Genomic DNA, 19,369 nt, shown 5'->3' with positions numbered 1-19,369 from the left:
CCTCCCTGTTTATGCTCAACTACACATTATGCTCAACTACACACCCAGGTAACGGTCGCGAATGGTGCTGTCCATCGCGGTTGGCTTGCCGTTCCACACCGTGCAGCCTTTTTCTAAAATGCTGCAACGGTCAGCGATGGGCAGAATTTCACCCAATGACTTATCCACCAGCAATGTCGCCTGACCTTGCGCCTTGAGCAGCCGGATCGCCCGCCAAATCTCCTGGCGAATGACGGGGGCCAAGCCTTCAGTAGCCTCATCCAGCACCAGCAAGCGTGGGTTGGTCATTAGTGCACGGCCAATGGCGAGCATCTGCTGCTCTCCACCGGAGAGGGTTTTGGCCATTTGCGCGCGGCGTTCCTCTAAACGCGGAAACAGCGTTGCCACTTTCTCCAGCGTCCACTCGCCTGGTCGCGCCGTCACCAGCAGGTTCTCGCGCACCGATAAATTGGGGAAGCAGCGGCGCCCCTCAGGCACCAAGCCTAACCCCGCTTTAGCGATACGGTAAGCGGGCAAACGGCGTATATCTTGAGATTCAAATTCAATAGTGCCGCGGCTAGCTTGAGTTAGACCAAATATCGAGCGAATGGTGGTGGTTTTGCCCATACCATTGCGGCCCATCAACGCCACCATTTCACCGGCGCTCACTTCAAGGTTGACGCCAAAGAGCGCCTGGGAGGGGCCATAAAACGTTTCAATATCAGCAACCTTAAGCATCAGAATCCCCCAGGTAGGCTTCACGGACGCGTGGGTCCTGCCTAATCGCTTGACTATCGCCATGGGCAATAACGCTGCCGGAGACCAGTACCGAAATACGGTCAGCAAGCCGAAATACCGCTTCCATATCGTGCTCAATCAGCAAAATAGGCACTTCCAGCTTGAGGGCTTCAAGCAGCTCGGTCAGTTTTGCCGAACCTTCTGGGCCCAGGCCCGCCATGGGTTCATCGAGCAACAGCGCGCGGGGCTTCAGGGCTAGGGCGCAGGCCACTTCCACCTGGCGGCGCTCACCGTGGGAAAGCTCACATACTGGTGTCCAGAGACGATGGCTAAGCTGCATGCGCTCCAGCGCCTGATAAGCCGGTTCAAGCAGCTGCTGATCCGTTGCCACGGGTTTCCAGAAGCGCAAGCTATGACTCTGCAGCGCTTGAACGCCCATCATCACGTTACGCATCACCGATAACGGCTCTGCCAGCGATGAAATCTGAAAACTACGCCCCAGCCCAAGCCGTGCGCGCCGGGCAATACTCATACCGGTGATCTCGGTGTCGGCTAGAAAAACACGCCCCTCATCCGGGCGTATATTGCCAGCGATTTGGCCAATCAACGTCGACTTACCCGCGCCATTGGGGCCAATCAGCGCGTGAATTTCGCCTTGCTGAAGATCCAGCGATACATCACTGGTCGCCTGCAGTGCGCCAAAGTGTTTATGCAGGTTTTGTAGTGAAAGAACGACATCACTCATTGCGCTCCCTCCCGGCCAGCCAACCCATCACGCCGTGCTTGGCAAACAGCACCACGCCAAGCAGCACTAAGCCCAGGAATAGCTGCCAATACTGGGTGACACCCCCCAGGAAGGTCTCCATCATCACAAACAGCACCGCCCCGGCCAGCGGGCCATAAAGGCGCCCCACGCCGCCCAAAATAACAATCACCATCAGTTCACCAGAGAAGTGCCAACTGAGCATGTTCGGGCTAACAAAGCCGTTGAGATCTGCATAGAGCGCACCGGCAAGCCCGGTAATCGCCGCTGAGATGACAAAGGCTACCAGGCGAATGGGATAAGGGCTGATACCCGCGGTGGCAAGGCGCACATCATTAAGCCGCGCCATGGTGAGTGCTGCACCAAAGCGGGACTTCATCAAACGCGAGGTAATTGCCATCGCCAGCACAAGCCCAATGAAGCAGATAAGAAAGTAGGTGAGCGCATTGCTGCTATCGACCAGGGGTAAGGTGTTACGTATATAAATCGGCAGCCCATCCTCGCCGCCATAGGTTGGCCAGGAGTTGGCGAAGTAATAAATCATCTGCGCGAAGGCGAGGGTGATCATGATGAAATACACCCCGGTAGTGCGCAGTGAAATAGCGCCGATCGCCAGCGCCAGCAGCGCGCAGAGTACAGCGGCGGCCAGCCACACTACCAGCAGGCTATCGCTGCCCGATACGCTAATGGGCCAGGTCATAAACGGCGTAACATCAAAGGCGTGATAGGCGCTGATGCCTGCCACGTAGCCACCCAGGCCGAAGTAGGCTGCATGACCAAAGCTCACCATGCCGCCATAGCCAATCGCCAGATTAAGCCCTACAGCGGCCATAGCAATGATGGTGATCCGTGAAGCCAAATTGACGTAATAGATATGGCCCAGAAAATAAGCCGCAACAGGGAGCAAAAATAGCAGACCGAGCAGCGCCATCTGCACTAGGCCTTTGCGATCAAAGTGGCTATCTGCTTTGCTCGCTAGCGCAATGTCAGCAGTGCCCTGGGTCGTGTTCTTCGACAGGGCATCGCTCTTAGACAGAGAAGAGTTATTAGTCATGAGCAGAGAACAGTCCCTTGGGCTTGAACGCAAGAATAACGGCCATGAGGATATAGATCAGCATCGCGGCCAGCGCCGCGCCGACACCGGTCGCCTCTGAGGGCGGCATAAATACACGGAAAAAGATGGGTAAATAGACGCGCCCCAAGGTATCGACCACACCCACTAGCAGGGCACCCAGAAGCGCGCCTTTAATTGAGCCGATACCGCCAATCACGATCACCACAAAGGCCAGAATCAGCACCGGTTCGCCCATGCCCACTTGAACCGATTGCAGCGCGCCTACCAATGCTCCGGCTAAGCCTGCCAAACCTGCGCCCAAGGCAAACACGACGGTATACAGTTTGGCAATATTCACTCCGAGGGCACCAATCATTTCGCGGTCGCTTTCACCCGCGCGAATGCGCATACCTAAGCGTGTTTTAGAGATCAGCAAGTACAACGCGATGGAAATAACAATCCCCACGCCAATCAGCATTAGCCGATAAATCGGGTAGCGAGTATCCCCCGGTAGGGTGACGAACCCGGTTAACCAGGAAGGCGGGCTAAGCCGCATGGGCGACGACCCGAAGATCCAGCGCGTGCCTTCAGAAAAGATCAGAATAAGCGCAAAGGTCGCCAATACCTGGTCAAGGTGGGGGCGGTGATAGAGACGGCGGATAACGATTAGTTCCACCAGCGCGCCGACCAGGGCCGCTGCCGCCATGCCAGCCCCCAGCCCAATTAAAAAGGAGCCTGTCGAGGCAGTCACTGCGGCCGTGGCATAGGCCCCGACCATATAAAAAGAGCCGTGGGCAAGATTGATCAGCCCCATCACACCGAACACCAGCGTGAGGCCGCTGGCCATTAAAAACAGCATGGTGCCGAGCTGTACGCCGTTAAGCAGTTGCTCTATTAGCAGGGTAACGGACACGTCAAACATCCTTTGCGAAGGAAAAGAGCAAAGGCTGGGTGATCACACCCAGCCGCAGCGATATTACATCTGGCACTCTTCGAAATAGACGTCTTGAATATCTTCAATCGCGACACCGATCAGACGATTGGTGGGTTCACCATCGTCACCTTCTACGACTTCACGTACGTAGATGTCCTGAATGGGGTGATGGTTAGGGCCAAAGCGGAACTCGCCGCGCACGCTGTCAAAGTCGGCGGCCCGCAGGGCTTCGCGAAAGGCGTCTTTGTCATCGGGGTGGGCGGTGTCAAGCGCGCTAAGAATCAGGTTGGCGGTGTCATAACCCTGCGCCGCGTAAAGGGTCGGCATGCGCTCATAGGCGGCTTGGAAGCCTTCGACAAAGCGATCATTGGCTTCGTTTTCCAGGTCGTAAGCCCATAGCGAGGTATTGCGTGCGCCAATCGCGGCACTGCCCACCGCTTTGATGAGGATTTCATCAAACGAGAAGGCGGCGCCAAAGATTGGCATATCGACACCGGAGCTTTCCCACTGCTTCATAAACGAGATACCCATACCGCCGGGTAAGAAGAAGAACAGGCTGTCGGCATCACTATCGCGAATCTGGGCAATTTCAGCGGCGTAGTCGGTCTGGCCCATTTGGGTGTAAAGCTCGCCGACGACTTCGCCTTCATAAAGGTGCTTAAAGCCCGCCAGCGCATCGGTACCTGCTGGGTAGTTGGGCGCCATGATGATCGGGCGCTCGTAGCCCTCTTCACGCATGTAAGCACCCATCGCCCCATGCAGGTTGTCGTTCTGATACGCCACGTTGAAGTAGTTCTCGTGACACATGCGACCTGCTAAGTCGGAAGGCCCGGCATTGGGTGAGAGGTAGAAGGTGCCTTGGCGTGTCACTGTAGGCACCACCGCCATCGCCAGGTTGGACCAGATAATACCGGTCAGAATATCGACTTCATCACGCTGCATAAACTCATTGGCCAAGCTGCGCGCCAAGTCAGGACGTCTAGCGTCGTCTTGGATCAAGGCTTCCACATCGTCGCGGCCCGACTGCTCAAGAGCGAGCAGAAAGCCATCACGAACATCCACACCCAGATGCGAACCGCCGCCTGACAGGGTGGTGATCATACCGATTTTGACGTCTTCAGCGTGTGCCGTCAGCACGCTTGAAGAGAGCAGTAAACCAAGGCCTAAGCGAGTAATTTTTTTCATAGCTATTTCCTCATTATTTAATCGTTTTATTACTTAGAGGGTTATACATTAGTTTTTGTAGGATTAGCGTTGTTGCAAGAAGAGTCAGGGCTCGGGTAATACGCTTGGCTCAGCCGAAAACGCTGAACCTTACCCGTGGCTGTTTTAGGTAGCGCCTCGATAAAACGTATGGAGCGAGGGTACTTATACGGCGCAATGGTCTGCTTCACGAAATCCTGCAACATTTGCTGACACTCTTCATCTTGCTGAAATCCATCGTTTAGAACAACAAAAGCCTCGACAATTTGGCCACGCTTTTCACTCGGTGCGCCAATCACCGCGCACTCTTTAACGGCGGGGTGGGCCAGGAGTGCCGATTCTACCTCGGGGCCTGCGATGTTATAGCCCGCTGAGACAATCATATCGTCATTGCGCGCGGCGAAATGGAAGTAGCCTTCCTCATCCTGATAAAACGCATCGCCGGTAATATTCCAGCCCTCTTTGACGTATTTTTGCTGGCGCTTATCGGCCAAGTAACGACACCCGGTAGGGCCGCGCACGGCAAGCTTACCTACCGTGCCGCGGGGCACATCATTCATCTCGTCATCAACAATACGTGCCTGGTAGCCTGCCACCGGTTTGCCGGTGCAGTTGGGGCGATGGTCATCCAGGCGATTGGAGATAAAAATATGCAGCATTTCTGTTGCGCCTATGCCATCAAGGATCGGTGTGCCGGTTTGCTTGATCCAGTCATGATAAATCGGCGCAGGCAGGGTTTCGCCAGCGGAAACCGCGACGCGTAGGCTGCTTAAATCTTCATGACGGGTAGGGGCGGAGAGCATGGCGCGATATGCCGTGGGTGCGGTAAACACCACCGTTGCCTGATACTCACGGATAATGTCCATCATATTGGGCGGGGAGGCGTGTTCGAGCAGCACGGCAGTGGCCCCGAAGCGCAGCGGAAAGATTGCTAGCCCGCCCAGCCCAAAGGTAAACGCCAGCGGTGGCGAACCAACAAACACATCCTCTGAGGTTACCTGTAGGACTTCTTTAGCGTAGCCATCGGCAATCACCAGTAAGTCACGGTGAAAGTGCATGGTGGCTTTGGGCGAACCGGTGGTGCCGGAGGTAAAGCCCAGCAGCGCCACATCGTCGGCGGCGGTATCCACGGCATCAAAGGCGATGGGCTTGCTCAATGCTAAACGATCCAGTTCCGCGTCATGGTTAGCGGTGCCGTCAAAGCCAATAATACGTTTGAGCACAGGGCTGTGTTGTTGGCACTCATTCAATTCATCCAGAAGGCGGGTATCGCATAACGCCAGGCTGATTGCTGCCTTATCGATCACCTGGCAGAGTTCTTGAGCGCGCAGCATGGGCATGGTGTTAACCACCACCGCACCTGCCTTGGTGGCGGCGAGCCAGCAGGCCACCATCGCCGGGTTATTGGCGGAGCGAACCAGCACCCGCTGGCCAGGCACAACGCCAAGGTCTTCCACCAGCACATGGGCAATACGGTTGGTCCATTCGGTGAGCTCGCGGTAACTGCGTCGTCGGCCGTTGCCCGCTAAGGCAATGCGTTCACCGTAGCCCTCGGTGAGCAATCGATCGCATAATTCAACGCCTGCGTTCAGGCGTTCAGGGTAATCGTAGCCCGCGAGCAGAAACTCAGGCTGACCATCAGTGGGTGGCAGGTTATCCCGCGCAAAAGTATCAGCATGAGCCGACTGGATGTACATGACCAACCTCCGTATTTAGAGTCGTTGTTTATTCCTAACGACGCCTCTACGTGAGGCGTTATCAGGATACGGTGTCTGGTGTTGTGGTTTATTGTTTTGGGTACTGCGATGCGGTTTTTTTGCTGATTACTCCTCCGCGAGCATGCTGCGGGCGATAACGACTTTTTGTACGTCGGAAGCACCTTCATAAATACGCAGCGCGCGGATTTCGCGGTAGAGACTTTCGATAATGTGGCCTTTGCGAACGCCGTCACCGCCGTGTAGCTGCACGGCTTGATCGATCACCTGCTGGGCCTGGTCGGTGGCAAATAGCTTGGCCATCGCGGCTTCACGGGTAACGCGCTCTGCGCCTTGGTCTTTGGTCCAAGCGGCGCGATAGACCAGCAGGGCGGCGGCATCCACATTGAGCGCCATATCGGCTAAGTGGCCCTGCACCATCTGTAGGTCTGAAAGGGTGGCGCCAAACAGCTCGCGAGAGCGGCTACGCGATAGTGATTCATCCAGCGCCCGGCGGGCGAAGCCAAGCGCCGCGGCGCCTACCGTCGAGCGGAAAACATCCAGCACCGACATGGCAATCCGAAAACCTTGACCCGGCTGGCCGATCAGGGCGCTAACCGGCAGCACCATATCGTTAAAGCCCAACCGCGCCAGCGGGTGGGGCGCCACTGACTCCAGGCGTTCACGAATTTCCAGGCCTGGGGTATCGGCAGGTACCAAAAACGCGGAAAGTCCTTTGGCGCCCGGGCCTTCGCCGGTGCGGGCGAAGACTGTATAGATATCGGCAATGCCGCCGTTAGAGATCCAGGTCTTTTCGCCATTTAAACGGTAGCTATCACCATCGCGCTCGGCGGTGGTATCCAGTTGGGCCACATCAGAGCCCGAGCGGGGCTCGCTAAGGGCAAACGCGGAAATAGCTTCACCTCGGCGGGTTTTATCCAGCCACTGCTTCTGTTCGTCACTGCCATACAGACTAATCGCGCCGGTGCCCAGCCCTTGCATGGCAAAGGCGAAATCGGCCAAGCCGTCGTGGCGGGCGAGGGTTTCGCGAATTAGGCACAGGCTGCGAACGTCGATATGTTCACCCGCCGTGCCTTGTAAAAAGCCCGCTTTGCCCAGGTCGCGCACTAACTGGGTACAGGTGGCATCCACATCGTTGTGGTCACGGGGTAGTTCAGCGTGGCACCACGCCTCAAGCTGCTCGGAAAGCTCGCGATGCTGGGCTTCAAAGAAGGGCCATGTTAGAAAGCGCTGGTCGCTCATCAGTCCCCCTTAAACTCAGGTTTTTGTTTGGCGACAAAGGCGTGGTAAGCGCGCTCAAAGTCGTTGGTTTGCATACAGATCGCTTGGGCCTGGGCTTCCGATTCGATGGCCTGCTCCAGGCTCATCGACCACTCCTGGTTTAGCTGAGTCTTGGTAATGCTGTGTCCAAAAGTGGGGCCGTTAGCTAGTCGGGTGGCGTAGGCGATGGCGTCTTCTTCAAGGACGTCCGGCTCGACCACGCGGTTGTAAAAGCCCCACTGCAGGCCTTCCTCAGCGCTCATGCTACGGCCACTGTAGAGCAGGTCTGCCGCGCGGCCTTGGCCAATAATGCGCGGCAGAATGGCACAGGCGCCCATATCACAGCCCGCCAAGCCTACCCTAGTAAACAGAAACGCCGTGCTGGCGCGGGGGGTGGCAAAGCGAATATCCGAGGACATGGCGATAATCGCCCCCGCCCCCACGCAAATGCCGTCCACGGCGGCAATAATCGGTTTTCCGCAGTTGAGCATCGCCTTGACCAGATCCCCCGTCATGCGGGTGAATTCGAGCAGGCCCTTCATATCTTTGCCCACCAGCGGGCCGATGATTTCATGCACATCGCCGCCGGAGCAGAAGTTTTCGCCGTTGGAGGTAAACACTACGGCATGCACATCCGAGGTGTAGGCTAGATCACGAAAGGTATCGCGCAGCTCAGCGTAGCTCTCAAAGGTCAGCGGGTTTTTGCGCTCCGGGCGATTCAACCGAATAACGGCGACATCACCGCGCATTTCCCAGATAAAATGCTCGGGGGTTAAGCCAGCCATGCTTTTCATCTTATTGTTCTCGCCTGTCAATGATTAATGGGGGCCGCCGTCGTTAGCAGAAGCGGGCAAGCGGTGCAGGAGTTCGCCTATATGGTGGGCATCCTCTTCAGTTACGCCTTCAAACAGCGCGTTAATCCAGCACTCATGCTCAACGGCCATGCCGCTAAAGTTTTTCCGGCCAGCCTGGGTCAGGCATACCCGCGTAGCGCGCCGGTCGCCCTCAATGGCAATACGCTCCACGGCACCATCCTCCACCAAGCGATCAATAATCCCGGTAATGTTGCCGTTAGAAACCCGCAGCCGTTTGGAGAGCTCGTTCATTTTTAGGCCCTCCTCAGCGGCATACAGCGCGGCCATCACATCAAAGCGCGGCAGCGTAGAGTCATGCTCGGTACGCAGGCGCTCGCGCAGCTCGGACTCCACCTGCCGCGTGACCCGCAGCATGCGCAGCCATAAGCGCAGGCGCTCCTTGCTTAAGCTTTCTGCCGTCATACTTCACCCCCTGAGATTGAGATCGCCTGGCCGTTAATTGCGCTACTGTTAGGCCCGCATAGCCATAGGGCCGTTGCGGTGACCTCCGCGGGGGTGACTAAGCGGCCGGTGGGGTTGGTCGATTGAAAGTGCGCGGTGGCCTGTTCGGCTGACTGGCCGGTTTTGGTCACAATATTCTCCACGCTGGCGGCCAGTAACGGCGTGTCGGTAAAACCCGGGCAGAGCGCATTAACGGTCATATCGCGAGTGGCGGTTTCAGCCGCCAGAGAACGTACTAACCCCACCACGCCATGTTTCGCCGCGCAGTAAGCGCCCACATAGGCGTAGCCTTTAAGGCCTGCAGTGGAGGCAACGGCGATCAGGCGCCCGCCGTCGTTCAACTGCTTTAAGCCCTCGCGTAGAGTCAAAAACACACCGCTAAGATTAACGTTGAGAATGCGCTGCCACTGCTCAAACGAGGTTTTAGCGAACGGCGCACTCTCTGCCGCCCCGGCGTTGGCGATCACAATATCGACCCTGCCTACTTTCTCAAATAGCGCCACCATGGCGGCTTCGTCGGTGACATCGACCACGGCGGTACGAATGCCATCATGCTGCTCGGCAACGGCTTGAAGGGCAGCCTCCCGGCGGCCGGTAATGATGACTTCGGCGCCCGCTTGGGCAAAGGCCAATGCCATATCAGCGCCGATGCCGCTGCCACCGCCGGTAATCACGGCGCGTTTGCCGGCCAGGTTGTTAGAGGCCAGGTTGTTAGTGGATAAGTTGTTAGCTGGTAGGCTCATACCCAGCCCTCGCCACGCTCAGCCAAGCGCTGGAGCTGATCGGCACCTGCCCGGTAGGGCGCAGGCCACTCCACTTCGCTGTCACCCAAACCGGCAGCGACGTGCAGCAGCCAGTAAGGGTCAGCCAGGTGAGGGCGGGCGATGCAGACTAAATCGGCACGTCCGGCAATCAAAATTGAGTTCACGTGGTCGGCCTGATAAATATTGCCCACCGCCATGGTGGCAATTGATGCTTCGTTACGGATCCGGTCAGAAAAGGGCGTTTGGAACATGCGCCCGTACACCGGCTTGGCCTGGGTTGAGGTCTGCCCGGCCGAGACGTCGACAATATCCACCTCCGCGTCGCGCAGCCGCTTGGCTATTTCCACCGCATCGTCAGGGGTAATGCCTTCATCGCCGCGCCAGTCGTGGGCGGAAATACGCACCGATAGCGGCTTATGGGCGGGCCAAACGCGACGCACCGCAGCAATAACCTCAAGCGGGTAGCGCAGGCGGTTATCCAGCGAACCACCATACTCATCGCTACGGTGGTTGGTGAGTGGGGTAATAAACGAAGAGAGCAGGTAGCCGTGGGCGGCGTGAATCTCGATCATATCGAAGCCCGCACGCTCGGCCATCTGTGCTGCGCTGACAAACTCGTCGCGCACCCGATCCATATCATCGCGATCCATCGCCTTGGGTACTTGGTTGCGCTCTGCCCACGGTTGAGCAGAGGCTGACAGTATCGGCCAGTTGCCGTCGGCAAGCGGGGCATCCATCTCCTGCCAGCCCAGTTGAGTAGATCCTTTCGGGCCGGAGTGACCCAGTTGGGCGCACAGTTTGGCCTGGGTTTCCGCGTGGACAAAATCGCATAGCCGCTTCCAGGCTGCTTCGTGCTCTGGGGCGTACAAACCGGGACACCCTGGGGTGATTCGTCCGGTGGGGCTGACGCAGGTCATCTCGGTATATACTAGGCCAGCGCCGCCTTTAGCGCGTTCGGCGTAGTGGCTAAAGTGCCAATCGGTGGGGCAGCCATCTACCGCTTTGTACTGCGCCATGGGTGAGACCACGACGCGATTGATAAGCGTCATATCGCGCAGTTGGTAAGGCGCAAACATCGGCGCGCGGGCACTGCCAGGGTTGCCCGCCTGAGTTTGAAACCAGCGCTCGGCGCTCTCCAGCCACTTGGGGTCGCGCACCCGTAAGTTTTCGTGGCTAATGCGTTGGGAACGGGTCAGTAACGAGTAGTTGAACTGTACCGGGTCGAGATCCAGGTAGCGTTCTACCTGCTCAAACCACTCGGTGGAGTTGCGCGCCGCTGACTGTAAGCGCAGCACCTCGAAGCGGCGCTCTTCTTCGTAGCGGGCGACGGCAGCAGCCATACTGCTTTCGCTATGTAAATAGTTCGCCAGTGCAATAGCGCTTTCCAGCGCGAGTTTGGAGCCCGAGCCAATCGAGAAGTGGGCGGTGGCTGCAGCATCGCCCATTAACACCACGTTCTCATAGCTCCAGCGCGCGCAGAGTACTCTTGGGAAGTTGATCCACGCCGAGCCGCGAATATGGTTGGCATTGGTCATCAGCGCATGACCATCAAGATGTTTGGTAAAAATCCGTTCGCAGACCGCTATCGACTCCTGCTGGCTCAGCTCACCAAAGCCGAACGCCTGCCAGGTGGCCTCACTGCACTCGACAATAAAGGTCGCCGTATCGTTATCAAACTGATACGCATGGGCCCACACCCAGCCATGCTCGGTGTTCTCGAAAATAAACGTGAAGGCGTCGTTGAACGTTTGATGCGTACCCAGCCAAACAAACTTACATGCCCGCACATCAATGTCGGGTTTGAAGTGCTCGGCATAGGTTTGGCGGGTGCGGGAGTTAAGGCCGTCGGCGGCCAGTACCAGATCATACTCACGCCGATACTCATCAATATTGGTATCGCTGACATCAGCTTCGAAACGCATTTCAACACCCAGTTCGCGAGCGCGCTGTTGTAGCAGAACCAGTAGTTGGCGACGGCCAATGCCGCAGAAGCCATGGCCTGTCGAAACGGTTTTAACGCCATTATGCACAACCGCTATATCGTCCCAGTAGGCGAAATGCTCGCGAATACGCTCTGCGCTGACCGGGTCGTTGGCTGCCAGGTTGTCCAGGGTTTCGTCGGATAACACCACGCCCCAGCCAAAGGTATCGTCTGCGCGGTTGCGCTCAAATACCACGATGTCGTGGGAAGGCTCCTGCAGTTTCATGCTGATGGCGAAATAGAGGCCGGCAGGCCCTCCACCCAGGCAGGCAATTCTCATTGTTGTTCTCCACAGGGAAGCTAGCGCTTTTCTGAAGATAGGAGAGATATTGATAAAATTCAAGCTTAAAATATTTATACTTAAAGTATATTGTAGTAAGTGTTTGCTATCCAACAGCCGCCCTTTACGCGCCATGCTGACTGGAAGGTGCGAGCATCATGATAGGCCATAGTTAAAAGCGTTATTACCTGTGAACGTTAAGTACCAAAGAAACCGTACCCGACGGGATTGACAGAGGTAGGCGAAGGCGCGAACCTAGGCCTATCATTGTTCTGAGCGGCTAAGTTCTGAGCGGCTAAGCACAGTTAAAAGTTGCGTAGTTAAAAGCTGCTTGGCTAAAAGGCGAGTTTAAGGAGAAAGTCCCCATGCTCGAAAATTGTAAAAATACTCAGGAGCGCTGGGGTGGCGTGCACACATTGATTGACCGCTGGCTGGGCCAGCGTCGCCATCTATTAGTCAGTTTTATCGAGTTGAAGGAAGCCTGTGATGCTGAACTGGAAGCGGTCAGCAAGGCGCCCATTGATACGTTTAGTGAGCAGTTGATGGACTACATTAGCGCCGGTCACTTTGAGATTTATCCGCAACTCTCGAAAGAGGCGCAGGCCTTTGGCGATGAAGGCGCGCTTCTCATCGCGGAGAAACTGCTTGAGCGTTTAGAAATGTCGACTGAGATGGTGTTGGAGTTTGATAGCGATTTTGGCTCCACGCTCAGCTGCGAGCAAAATATTGCCCGCCTTCCGGCCTGGATCGATCGCTTAGCCCGCGGCCTGACCGAACGCTTTGCCCTGGAAGACCAGTTAATCGCACGCTTGCACGCCGCTCACAGCCCGCAAAACACCAAAGCCCCCGCTTAATGCTCTTATCGAACAGGCGCCGCCACGCGGCGCTTTCGTAGCGGTACCACTCACTATTCACCACTCACCACTCACCACTCACCACTCACCACTCACCACTCACCCCTCACGCCGCAACTTCCCCCCAATCACCAACATACAAGGCGTAAGCAGTAGCGTGAGTGCGGTGCCGAAGGTGAGGCCGCCGGCAATGGCGCTCGACATCTGAGTCCACCACTGGGCGGAGGGCGCATTAAAGCCCAATGCGGGCGTGAATAGATCCACATTGATACCCAATACCATGGGCATCAACCCTAGCACCGTGGTAATCGCTGTTAATAGCACCGGACGCAGGCGCAGGCAGCCCGCTTCCAGAGCCGCTTCGCCGGGCGTCATACCGTTGCCACACAGCTCGTTGTAGGTATCGATCAATACAATGTTGTTATTGACCACAATACCCGCCAGCGCGATCACCCCCATCCCCACCATGACAATGCCGAACGCCTGGCCGGTAATCAGCAGGCCCATCAGCACGCCTGCGGTGGAGAACACAATTGCGGAAAGCACCAGGCCCGCCTGATAGAAGCTATTGAACTGGGTGACCAGAATCAACGCCATCAAACCAATGGCCACCAGGAACGCGCTGGTCAGGAACTGCATCGCTTCCTGTTGATCCTCCTGCTCTCCCGCCACATTGACCATCAAGCCGTCGGGTAGGCTGTCGCTTCCCGCATCGAGCAGCGCACGCAGGCGCTCATCGGCGAGATAGCCTGGCGCAAGGTCGGCATCCATGGTAATCGCCCGGCGGCCATCGATGCGATTCAGCGTGCCGACTTTAGGTGCCGGGGAGAGCGTTACAAAGTGCGAGATGGGCACCTGGCCCCGCTGGGTATTGATCGTCAAGCGCTCAAGCTGATCCAGCGAACGCCAGTTTTGCGGCAAGCGCACGCGGATATCCACTTCGTCACTTACCTCGGGCGGCCGATAGCTGGCCACCTGAAGGCCGGTGGTGAGCAACTGCACCGCACTACCGATGGTCGTCACGTCGGTGCCCATGCGCGCCGCGGCTTCACGATCGACATCAACCTGCCACTCGACGCCCGGCAGGCTGCGGTTATCCTGAATATCTTCAAAGCCACCCAGCTCGCGCATCAGTTGGGCTAACTGGTTAACGCCGGTATCAGCGACCTCGGGGTTAGTGGCGCTCACTTCTAGCACAATCGGTTTGCCGCCGCCGGGGCCCATCTCCTGCTCCTGAAACTCTAGCGTAATGCCGGGAATGTCCTGGGCTCGCTCGGCCATATCGTCGAGAATAGCTTGGGCAGGGCGGCGCTCATGCCAGTCGATAAACTGAAACTGCAGCATGCCGACCACGTCGTTGCCCATCTGTTCATTGGGTACCGCAAACGAGCGTGCATACAGCGCTCTCACTTCGCTCATACCGGACAACTTGGCTTCTACTCGCTGCACAATGGCATCAGTCTCTTCCGCGGAGAAATCACCTCGGGCGCGCACTAATACTTGAGCGCTATCGGGTTCTACGCTGGGAAAAAAATCGACGCCGTGGTTGAAGCGGGCATAGCCGGTATACAGCAGCGCCATTAATAGCACGGCGACCAACAGTACCCAGGCAGGGTGCTTGAGCAGCCTAGCCAGTAGGTGGCGATAGCCGCGGCCAAATGCCGTTGCGGCCTCTTCATGTTTGGCATCGGTGGGCTTAGCAGAGGAACGAGTAAACAAACGCCCTAGCGTCGGCAAAAACACCAGCGCCATTGCAAGCGACGCCAGTAAGCACAAAATCACCGTGGCGGGCAGGTACTTCATAAACTGGCCGACCACACCGGGCCAGAACAGCAGGGGAATAAACACCGCTAGCGTCGTGGCGGTGGAGGCGATGACCGGCCAACTCATCCGCGAAGCGGCGTTGAGCCACGCCTGATGTGGGGGTTGACCATCACGTAAATGGCGATCAGCAAGCTCGCTGACCACGATCGCGCCGTCCACTAGCATGCCCGCCACCAGAATCAGCGCAAACAACACCACAATATTGAGCGTAAAGCCAAATGCCCACACCAATAGAATGCCGGTTAAGAAGGCGCCGGGAATGGTAAGCCCGACCAGTAACGCCATGCGCCAGCCCATCACCGCGACCACGACAATCAGCACCAACACCACGGCGGTCAGTACGTTGTTTAATAGCTCGGAGAGCATATTCTCAACGGTAGTCGACTCATCAAGAATGGTGGTGAAGCGCAGCTGCTCGGGGAGCAGGTCATCCGCTTCTGCCAAGCGCTCGCGCACCGCACCAATGGTAGCGATAATATTGGCCCCGGCGCGTTTGGAAACTTCCAGCACCACCGCAGGCTGATCATCAATGCGGGCAAAGCCTTCCGGCTCTTTAAAGGTTGGGTTGATCCACGCCACATCGCCGAAGGTGACCACGCGATCCTCATCGACCTTGACCGGCATATTCATAACATCGTCAAGGGAGGCAATAATACCGGGGACTTTTAACGCCAGGCGCCCCGCGCCGGTATCCAGGCTGCCCGCCGCGACTAAGCGGTTATTGCGCGATACCTGATTAAACAGCGCATCGAAATCGACCCCGTAGCTCTCGAGTACCAGCGGGTCCACGACGATTTCCAGCAGGTCTTCCCGTTCACCCGCAATATCGACTTCGAGCACGTCGGCAATGCCTTCGATTTCCTGTTGTAAACGCCGGGCAATGGTAATGCGCTCTCGAATGTCTAGCTGGCCCGAAAGACCAATGGTTAAAACCGGAAATTCCGACACGTTGACTTCCATCACCCGTGGCTCATCAGCTTCGGAAGGTAGTTCGCTACGGGCAATGTCCACCCGGTCGCGGACATCGCTTAGCGCGGTGTCGGGATCAAAACCAGGATCGAACTCCAGCGTGATAGAGCCATGCCCCTCGCTAGATTGGGCGGTAAATTTGCGCAGCCCCTCAATGCCGCGCAGCTCCTGCTCCATAGGGCGAATCAGCAGCCGCTCACCGTCTTCGGGGCTCACGCCCTCCAGCGACAGCGAGACGTAAATCATTGGGATCGTAACGTCGGGGTTGGCTTCTTTAGGGATTACCTGCCAGGCGGTAATTCCCGCCAATAGCAGGCTTGCCAGCAGCAGTAATGTTGTTCGGGTATGGGCTAGCGCCGCATCAATCAACTGGCGCATGAGTGCTATCCTGGCCAGTGGGCGATTGCGAAATAATGGCCTTTTCAGCAGGCACTGGAGTGACCGTTTCGCCCGTTTCCACCAGGCCCGCGCCGAGTGTGATCAGGCGCAGCGGGTTGGGTAGGCCGGCGATATAGGCACGCTGTGTATCGGTACTCACCAGCTCCACGGCGCTCTGCTGCACCTGGTCGTTCTCATCCAGATGCTTGACCGCCAGTTGCCCCTCGCTGTTCAAACTGAGTAGCGCTGGTGAAAGGGTATGCACTTGGCGAGGAGGAAGGGTGATCGTTAGTTCCGCGCTGCCGCCTGCTAAGCGTTTACCGGCTGGATTCTCCAGCGTGGTTTCAATATAAAAACTACGCGTAGCCTCTTCGGCGCGGTGGCTAATAAAGGTCAGCTCGCCTGCTAAATGGTCGCCATTTAGCAGGCGAGCGCTAACCGGCAAACCCACACTTAAATCGCCCACCTGCTGCTGGGAGACCCAGGCCACGCCTTTCAAGCGGCGGTCGTCGACCAATTGGCCCCACTCCTCACCGGCCTGAAGCAGGTCGCCTAGCTCTACCTGTACGCGGTTAAGAACGCCATCAAACGGTGCGGTGGGGCGGCTGTCATCCAGTTGACTCTGTAGCTGGGCCACCGAAGCAGCACTGGCGCTTAGCGCGCTCTGCAGGCGCAGTAGCTCGGGTTGCGAGATCAGCTCCCGCTGGCGCAGGTTGCGTGCCCCAGCGTACTCCGCTTCGGCCACGGCTAGCTCGTCTCGGGCCTGTTGGAGTTGCTCGGGCAGGGCGTCGTTATCCAGCACTAATAGCGTGTCGCCCGCCTCAACGCGACTACCTTGAGCAATCGGCTTTTCAGCCACAAAGCCGGCTACATTGGCGCGCAGAGTGGTTTCACGCTCTGCTGTCAGTTGGCCCTGCACAATTTGCTGGGGGATATAGGCAATGCTTTGCTGCTCAATAACTTCCACCCTAGCACCCGCTTCACTGCGTTCAGGAGCATCTGGAGGTGTGGTCTGAAAACGCTGGAAATTACCAAAGGCGAGCCATATCATCAGTGCCAGCACCAATAGGCTAGCCAAGGCGTAAGAAAAGGGGATTCTTCGCATGGGGGCGTCCATGTCCATAGCAGTGTAAGAAATAGCAGTGTAAGAAATAGCAATACAAGAAAGGAGTGTTAAGCCGAAGACACCATAGCGCAACCCAACCTTTTCAGCGAGTAACAAGGCACTGTGTCAATAGTCGGTAGCTCAAATGGCAAGTAGTCTCATGTCTGATTGAGTTTTTGCTTCACTGGGCATACCATCTTTGCGTCTTGAGTTCTGTTGAGCCACTCCTCAGGCGCGAACCATCCCTAGGCGAACCAATCAAGGAGCAATGATGAAAGATCCAGTACGTATTGCGATTACCGGCGGCGCCGGTCAGATCAGCTACTCACTTATATTCCGCATCGCCGCTGGCGACATGCTGGGGCCGGATCAGCCTGTCATTTTGCAGCTGCTTGAAATCCCTCAGGCAATGGACGCCCTGAACGGCGTGGTCATGGAAGTTAACGACTGTGCCTTCCCGCTGGTACAAGATATCGTTGCGAGCGATGACCCGAACGTAGCCTTCAAAGATGCTGACTTCGCCCTGCTGGTTGGCGCACGTCCGCGTGGCCCCGGTATGGAGCGTAAAGACCTGCTGGAAGCCAACGCAGCGATCTTCTCCGTTCAAGGTAAAGCGCTGAACGACCACGCTAGCCGCGATGTGAAAGTGCTGGTAGTCGGTAACCCGGCTAACACCAACGCGCTGATTGCTTCCTGCAACGCACCGGATCTAGACGCGGGTCAGTTCACCGCCATGACGCGTTTGGACCACAACCGTGCGCTAACGCAGCTGGCACAGAAAACCGGTAAGCACGTCACTGACGTTGAAAACATGATCATCTGGGGCAACCACAGTGCCACCCAGTACCCGGATCTGGCTCAGTGCAAAGTCGACGGCAAAGCGGCGTTTGATCTGGTTGAGCGCGACTGGTACGAAAACGACTTTATCCCCACCGTGCAGCAGCGCGGCGCGGCGATCATCAAAGCACGTGGCGCTTCTTCTGCCGCCTCCGCTGCCTCTTCAGCCATCGACCATATGCACGACTGGGCGCTGGGTTCCAAAGGTATCGTCAGCATGGCGATTCCGTCTGACGGCAGCTACGGCATTGAAGAAGGCATCATCTACTCCTACCCAGTGCGTTGCCAGGGTGGCAAGTATGAAATCGTTCAAGGCTTCGAAATTGACGCATTCAGCCAAGAGAAGATGAAAGCCACCGAGAAAGAACTGCGTGAAGAGCGTGCAGCCGTCGAGCACCTGCTCGGCTAAATGCGCCTGCTGACGCGTTAGATAAGCGCCAGTCAACGCCAAACCCCGTAAGCCATGCTTGCGGGGTTTTTACGCTCTATTCACCACTCACCACTCACCACTCACCACTCACCACTCACCACTCACTCACAAACCTAATCCCGCAAACTCATAATCCGCCATTGACGCTCTTCGGCAATGCTGCGCAGGGTGTCGTCGGGGTCGACGGCGACGGGGTGGTCGATTTCTTCTAATAGCGGCAAATCATTGTGTGAGTCGCTGTAGAACCAGGCGCCGTCGACCGAAATATGCTGCTGTTCAAGCCACTGGTTCAAGCGGGTGACTTTGCCTTCGCGGTAGCTGGGAATGCCGGAAACACGTCCCGTGTAGCGACCCTCTCGCACTTCTGGATTGACAGCAATTAAGTTATCCACACCCAGTCGCTCGGCAATCGGCGCGGTAATAAAGCGGTTGGTGGCGGTAATGATCAGTAGTGTGTCGCCTTGAGTACGGTGGCGGGCCAGCAGCTCCTCTGCTTTGGGCAGAATGCTGGGCTCTATTTTGCTGGCCATAAACTGCTGGTGCCAGGCAGAAAGCTGTTCAGGAGAGTTATCGGCCAGCGGCTTAAGTGCCACCTCCAAAAAGGCCGCCATATCCAGAGTGCCGGCGTTGTAATCGGCCATGAAGCGTTCGTTGGCTTCCCGGTAAGCAATCGGGTCTACCGCACCTTGTTCGAGTAAAAACTCTCCCCAGGCATGATCGCTGTCGATGGATAGCAGCGTATTATCCAAATCGAAAATGGCCAGACTCACGGCGCTCCCCTTTTTTAGTCAGTGCTAGTAGAAGGTCAGTAGTGCTTTAAAAGACGCTAGTTAGGCAAATAGCGGACGCGGATTATCGCAGAGTCGTCATGCCATTCCCACCAACGCATGTTGTTGGCGACTACGTTGAGACGTAACCATTCATCACTTAGCGTTATATTGTATTGATACGGTTGTCTCCCTTGTGGAAAAATGGGGACAACTGA

At 56.8% G+C, this 19,369-nt stretch carries 16 protein-coding genes; 2 read left to right on the top strand and 14 right to left on the bottom strand.

Annotation, left to right across the window (positions count from 1 at the left end):
* Nucleotides 1–36 precede the first annotated feature (36 nt).
* From ACQE2I_RS11945 to ACQE2I_RS11895, 11 genes are all read right to left on the bottom strand, one after another.
* Entirely contained in the window at nt 37–717 is a 681-nt protein-coding gene (locus ACQE2I_RS11945; RefSeq protein WP_427028313.1) for an ABC transporter ATP-binding protein, read from the bottom strand.
* Nucleotides 710–1,462, bottom strand: coding sequence for an ABC transporter ATP-binding protein (locus ACQE2I_RS11940; protein WP_427028312.1), 753 nt, complete (start codon nt 1,460–1,462; stop codon nt 710–712). Before ACQE2I_RS11940 ends, ACQE2I_RS11945 begins: the two co-directional genes overlap by 8 nt.
* Entirely contained in the window at nt 1,455–2,534 is a 1,080-nt protein-coding gene (locus ACQE2I_RS11935) for a branched-chain amino acid ABC transporter permease (protein ID WP_427028311.1), read from the bottom strand. Before ACQE2I_RS11935 ends, ACQE2I_RS11940 begins: the two co-directional genes overlap by 8 nt.
* Complete coding sequence (locus ACQE2I_RS11930; protein ID WP_427028310.1) at nt 2,527–3,447, bottom strand: branched-chain amino acid ABC transporter permease; 921 nt, start codon at nt 3,445–3,447, stop codon at nt 2,527–2,529. Before ACQE2I_RS11930 ends, ACQE2I_RS11935 begins: the two co-directional genes overlap by 8 nt.
* Before the next feature lie 63 nt (nt 3,448–3,510).
* A complete protein-coding gene (locus ACQE2I_RS11925; protein ID WP_427028309.1) occupies nt 3,511–4,653 on the bottom strand; it encodes an ABC transporter substrate-binding protein in 1,143 nt (380 codons plus the stop codon).
* A 41-nt stretch (nt 4,654–4,694) separates the two neighbouring features.
* On the bottom strand, nt 4,695–6,368 hold the full coding sequence (locus ACQE2I_RS11920) for a benzoate-CoA ligase family protein (RefSeq protein ID WP_427028308.1): 1,674 nt from the start codon (nt 6,366–6,368) through the stop codon (nt 4,695–4,697).
* Nucleotides 6,369–6,494: 126 nt separating this feature from the next.
* On the bottom strand, nt 6,495–7,628 hold the full coding sequence (locus ACQE2I_RS11915) for an acyl-CoA dehydrogenase family protein (RefSeq protein ID WP_427028307.1): 1,134 nt from the start codon (nt 7,626–7,628) through the stop codon (nt 6,495–6,497).
* Nucleotides 7,628–8,440 (bottom strand): enoyl-CoA hydratase family protein, encoded by an 813-nt coding sequence (locus ACQE2I_RS11910; RefSeq protein ID WP_427028306.1) that lies wholly within the window; start codon nt 8,438–8,440, stop codon nt 7,628–7,630. Before ACQE2I_RS11910 ends, ACQE2I_RS11915 begins: the two co-directional genes overlap by 1 nt.
* 24 nt (nt 8,441–8,464) lie before the next feature.
* The gene (locus ACQE2I_RS11905) at nt 8,465–8,923 is read right to left on the bottom strand and encodes a MarR family winged helix-turn-helix transcriptional regulator (protein ID WP_427028305.1); all 459 of its coding nucleotides are present in this window, start codon (nt 8,921–8,923) and stop codon (nt 8,465–8,467) included.
* Complete coding sequence (locus ACQE2I_RS11900) at nt 8,920–9,705, bottom strand: SDR family NAD(P)-dependent oxidoreductase (protein WP_427028304.1); 786 nt, start codon at nt 9,703–9,705, stop codon at nt 8,920–8,922. The genes ACQE2I_RS11905 and ACQE2I_RS11900 overlap by 4 nt, the downstream gene beginning before the upstream one ends.
* Nucleotides 9,702–11,987: a bifunctional salicylyl-CoA 5-hydroxylase/oxidoreductase gene (locus tag ACQE2I_RS11895; RefSeq protein WP_427028303.1), complete on the bottom strand. Its 2,286-nt coding sequence runs from the start codon at nt 11,985–11,987 to the stop codon at nt 9,702–9,704. Before ACQE2I_RS11895 ends, ACQE2I_RS11900 begins: the two co-directional genes overlap by 4 nt.
* Nucleotides 11,988–12,352: 365 nt before the next feature.
* Here ACQE2I_RS11895 and rsd point away from each other — a divergent pair, with 365 nt between their 5' ends.
* Nucleotides 12,353–12,841, top strand: coding sequence for a sigma D regulator (gene rsd, locus ACQE2I_RS11890; protein ID WP_427028302.1), 489 nt, complete (start codon nt 12,353–12,355; stop codon nt 12,839–12,841).
* Nucleotides 12,842–12,940: 99 nt separating this feature from the next.
* Here rsd and ACQE2I_RS11885 read toward each other — a convergent pair whose 3' ends face one another.
* Together ACQE2I_RS11885 and ACQE2I_RS11880 are read right to left on the bottom strand one after the other, a co-directional pair.
* A complete protein-coding gene (locus ACQE2I_RS11885) occupies nt 12,941–16,012 on the bottom strand; it encodes an efflux RND transporter permease subunit (RefSeq protein ID WP_427028301.1) in 3,072 nt (1,023 codons plus the stop codon).
* Entirely contained in the window at nt 15,996–17,117 is a 1,122-nt protein-coding gene (locus tag ACQE2I_RS11880; RefSeq protein WP_427028300.1) for an efflux RND transporter periplasmic adaptor subunit, read from the bottom strand. The genes ACQE2I_RS11885 and ACQE2I_RS11880 overlap by 17 nt, the downstream gene beginning before the upstream one ends.
* Before the next feature lie 271 nt (nt 17,118–17,388).
* Between ACQE2I_RS11880 and ACQE2I_RS11875 the strand changes: the two genes are divergently transcribed.
* Complete coding sequence (locus ACQE2I_RS11875; RefSeq protein ID WP_427028299.1) at nt 17,389–18,363, top strand: malate dehydrogenase; 975 nt, start codon at nt 17,389–17,391, stop codon at nt 18,361–18,363.
* 134 nt (nt 18,364–18,497) lie between these two features.
* Here ACQE2I_RS11875 and ACQE2I_RS11870 read toward each other — a convergent pair whose 3' ends face one another.
* Nucleotides 18,498–19,154: an HAD family hydrolase gene (locus ACQE2I_RS11870; RefSeq protein ID WP_427028298.1), complete on the bottom strand. Its 657-nt coding sequence runs from the start codon at nt 19,152–19,154 to the stop codon at nt 18,498–18,500.
* Nucleotides 19,155–19,369 lie beyond the last annotated feature (215 nt).

This window comes from Halomonas sp. H2, assembly GCF_050215315.1.
In the GTDB taxonomy this organism is placed as follows: domain Bacteria; phylum Pseudomonadota; class Gammaproteobacteria; order Pseudomonadales; family Halomonadaceae; genus Vreelandella.
Note: the sequence above shows the minus strand (reverse complement) of the source record. Positions and strands in the feature narration are given on the sequence as shown.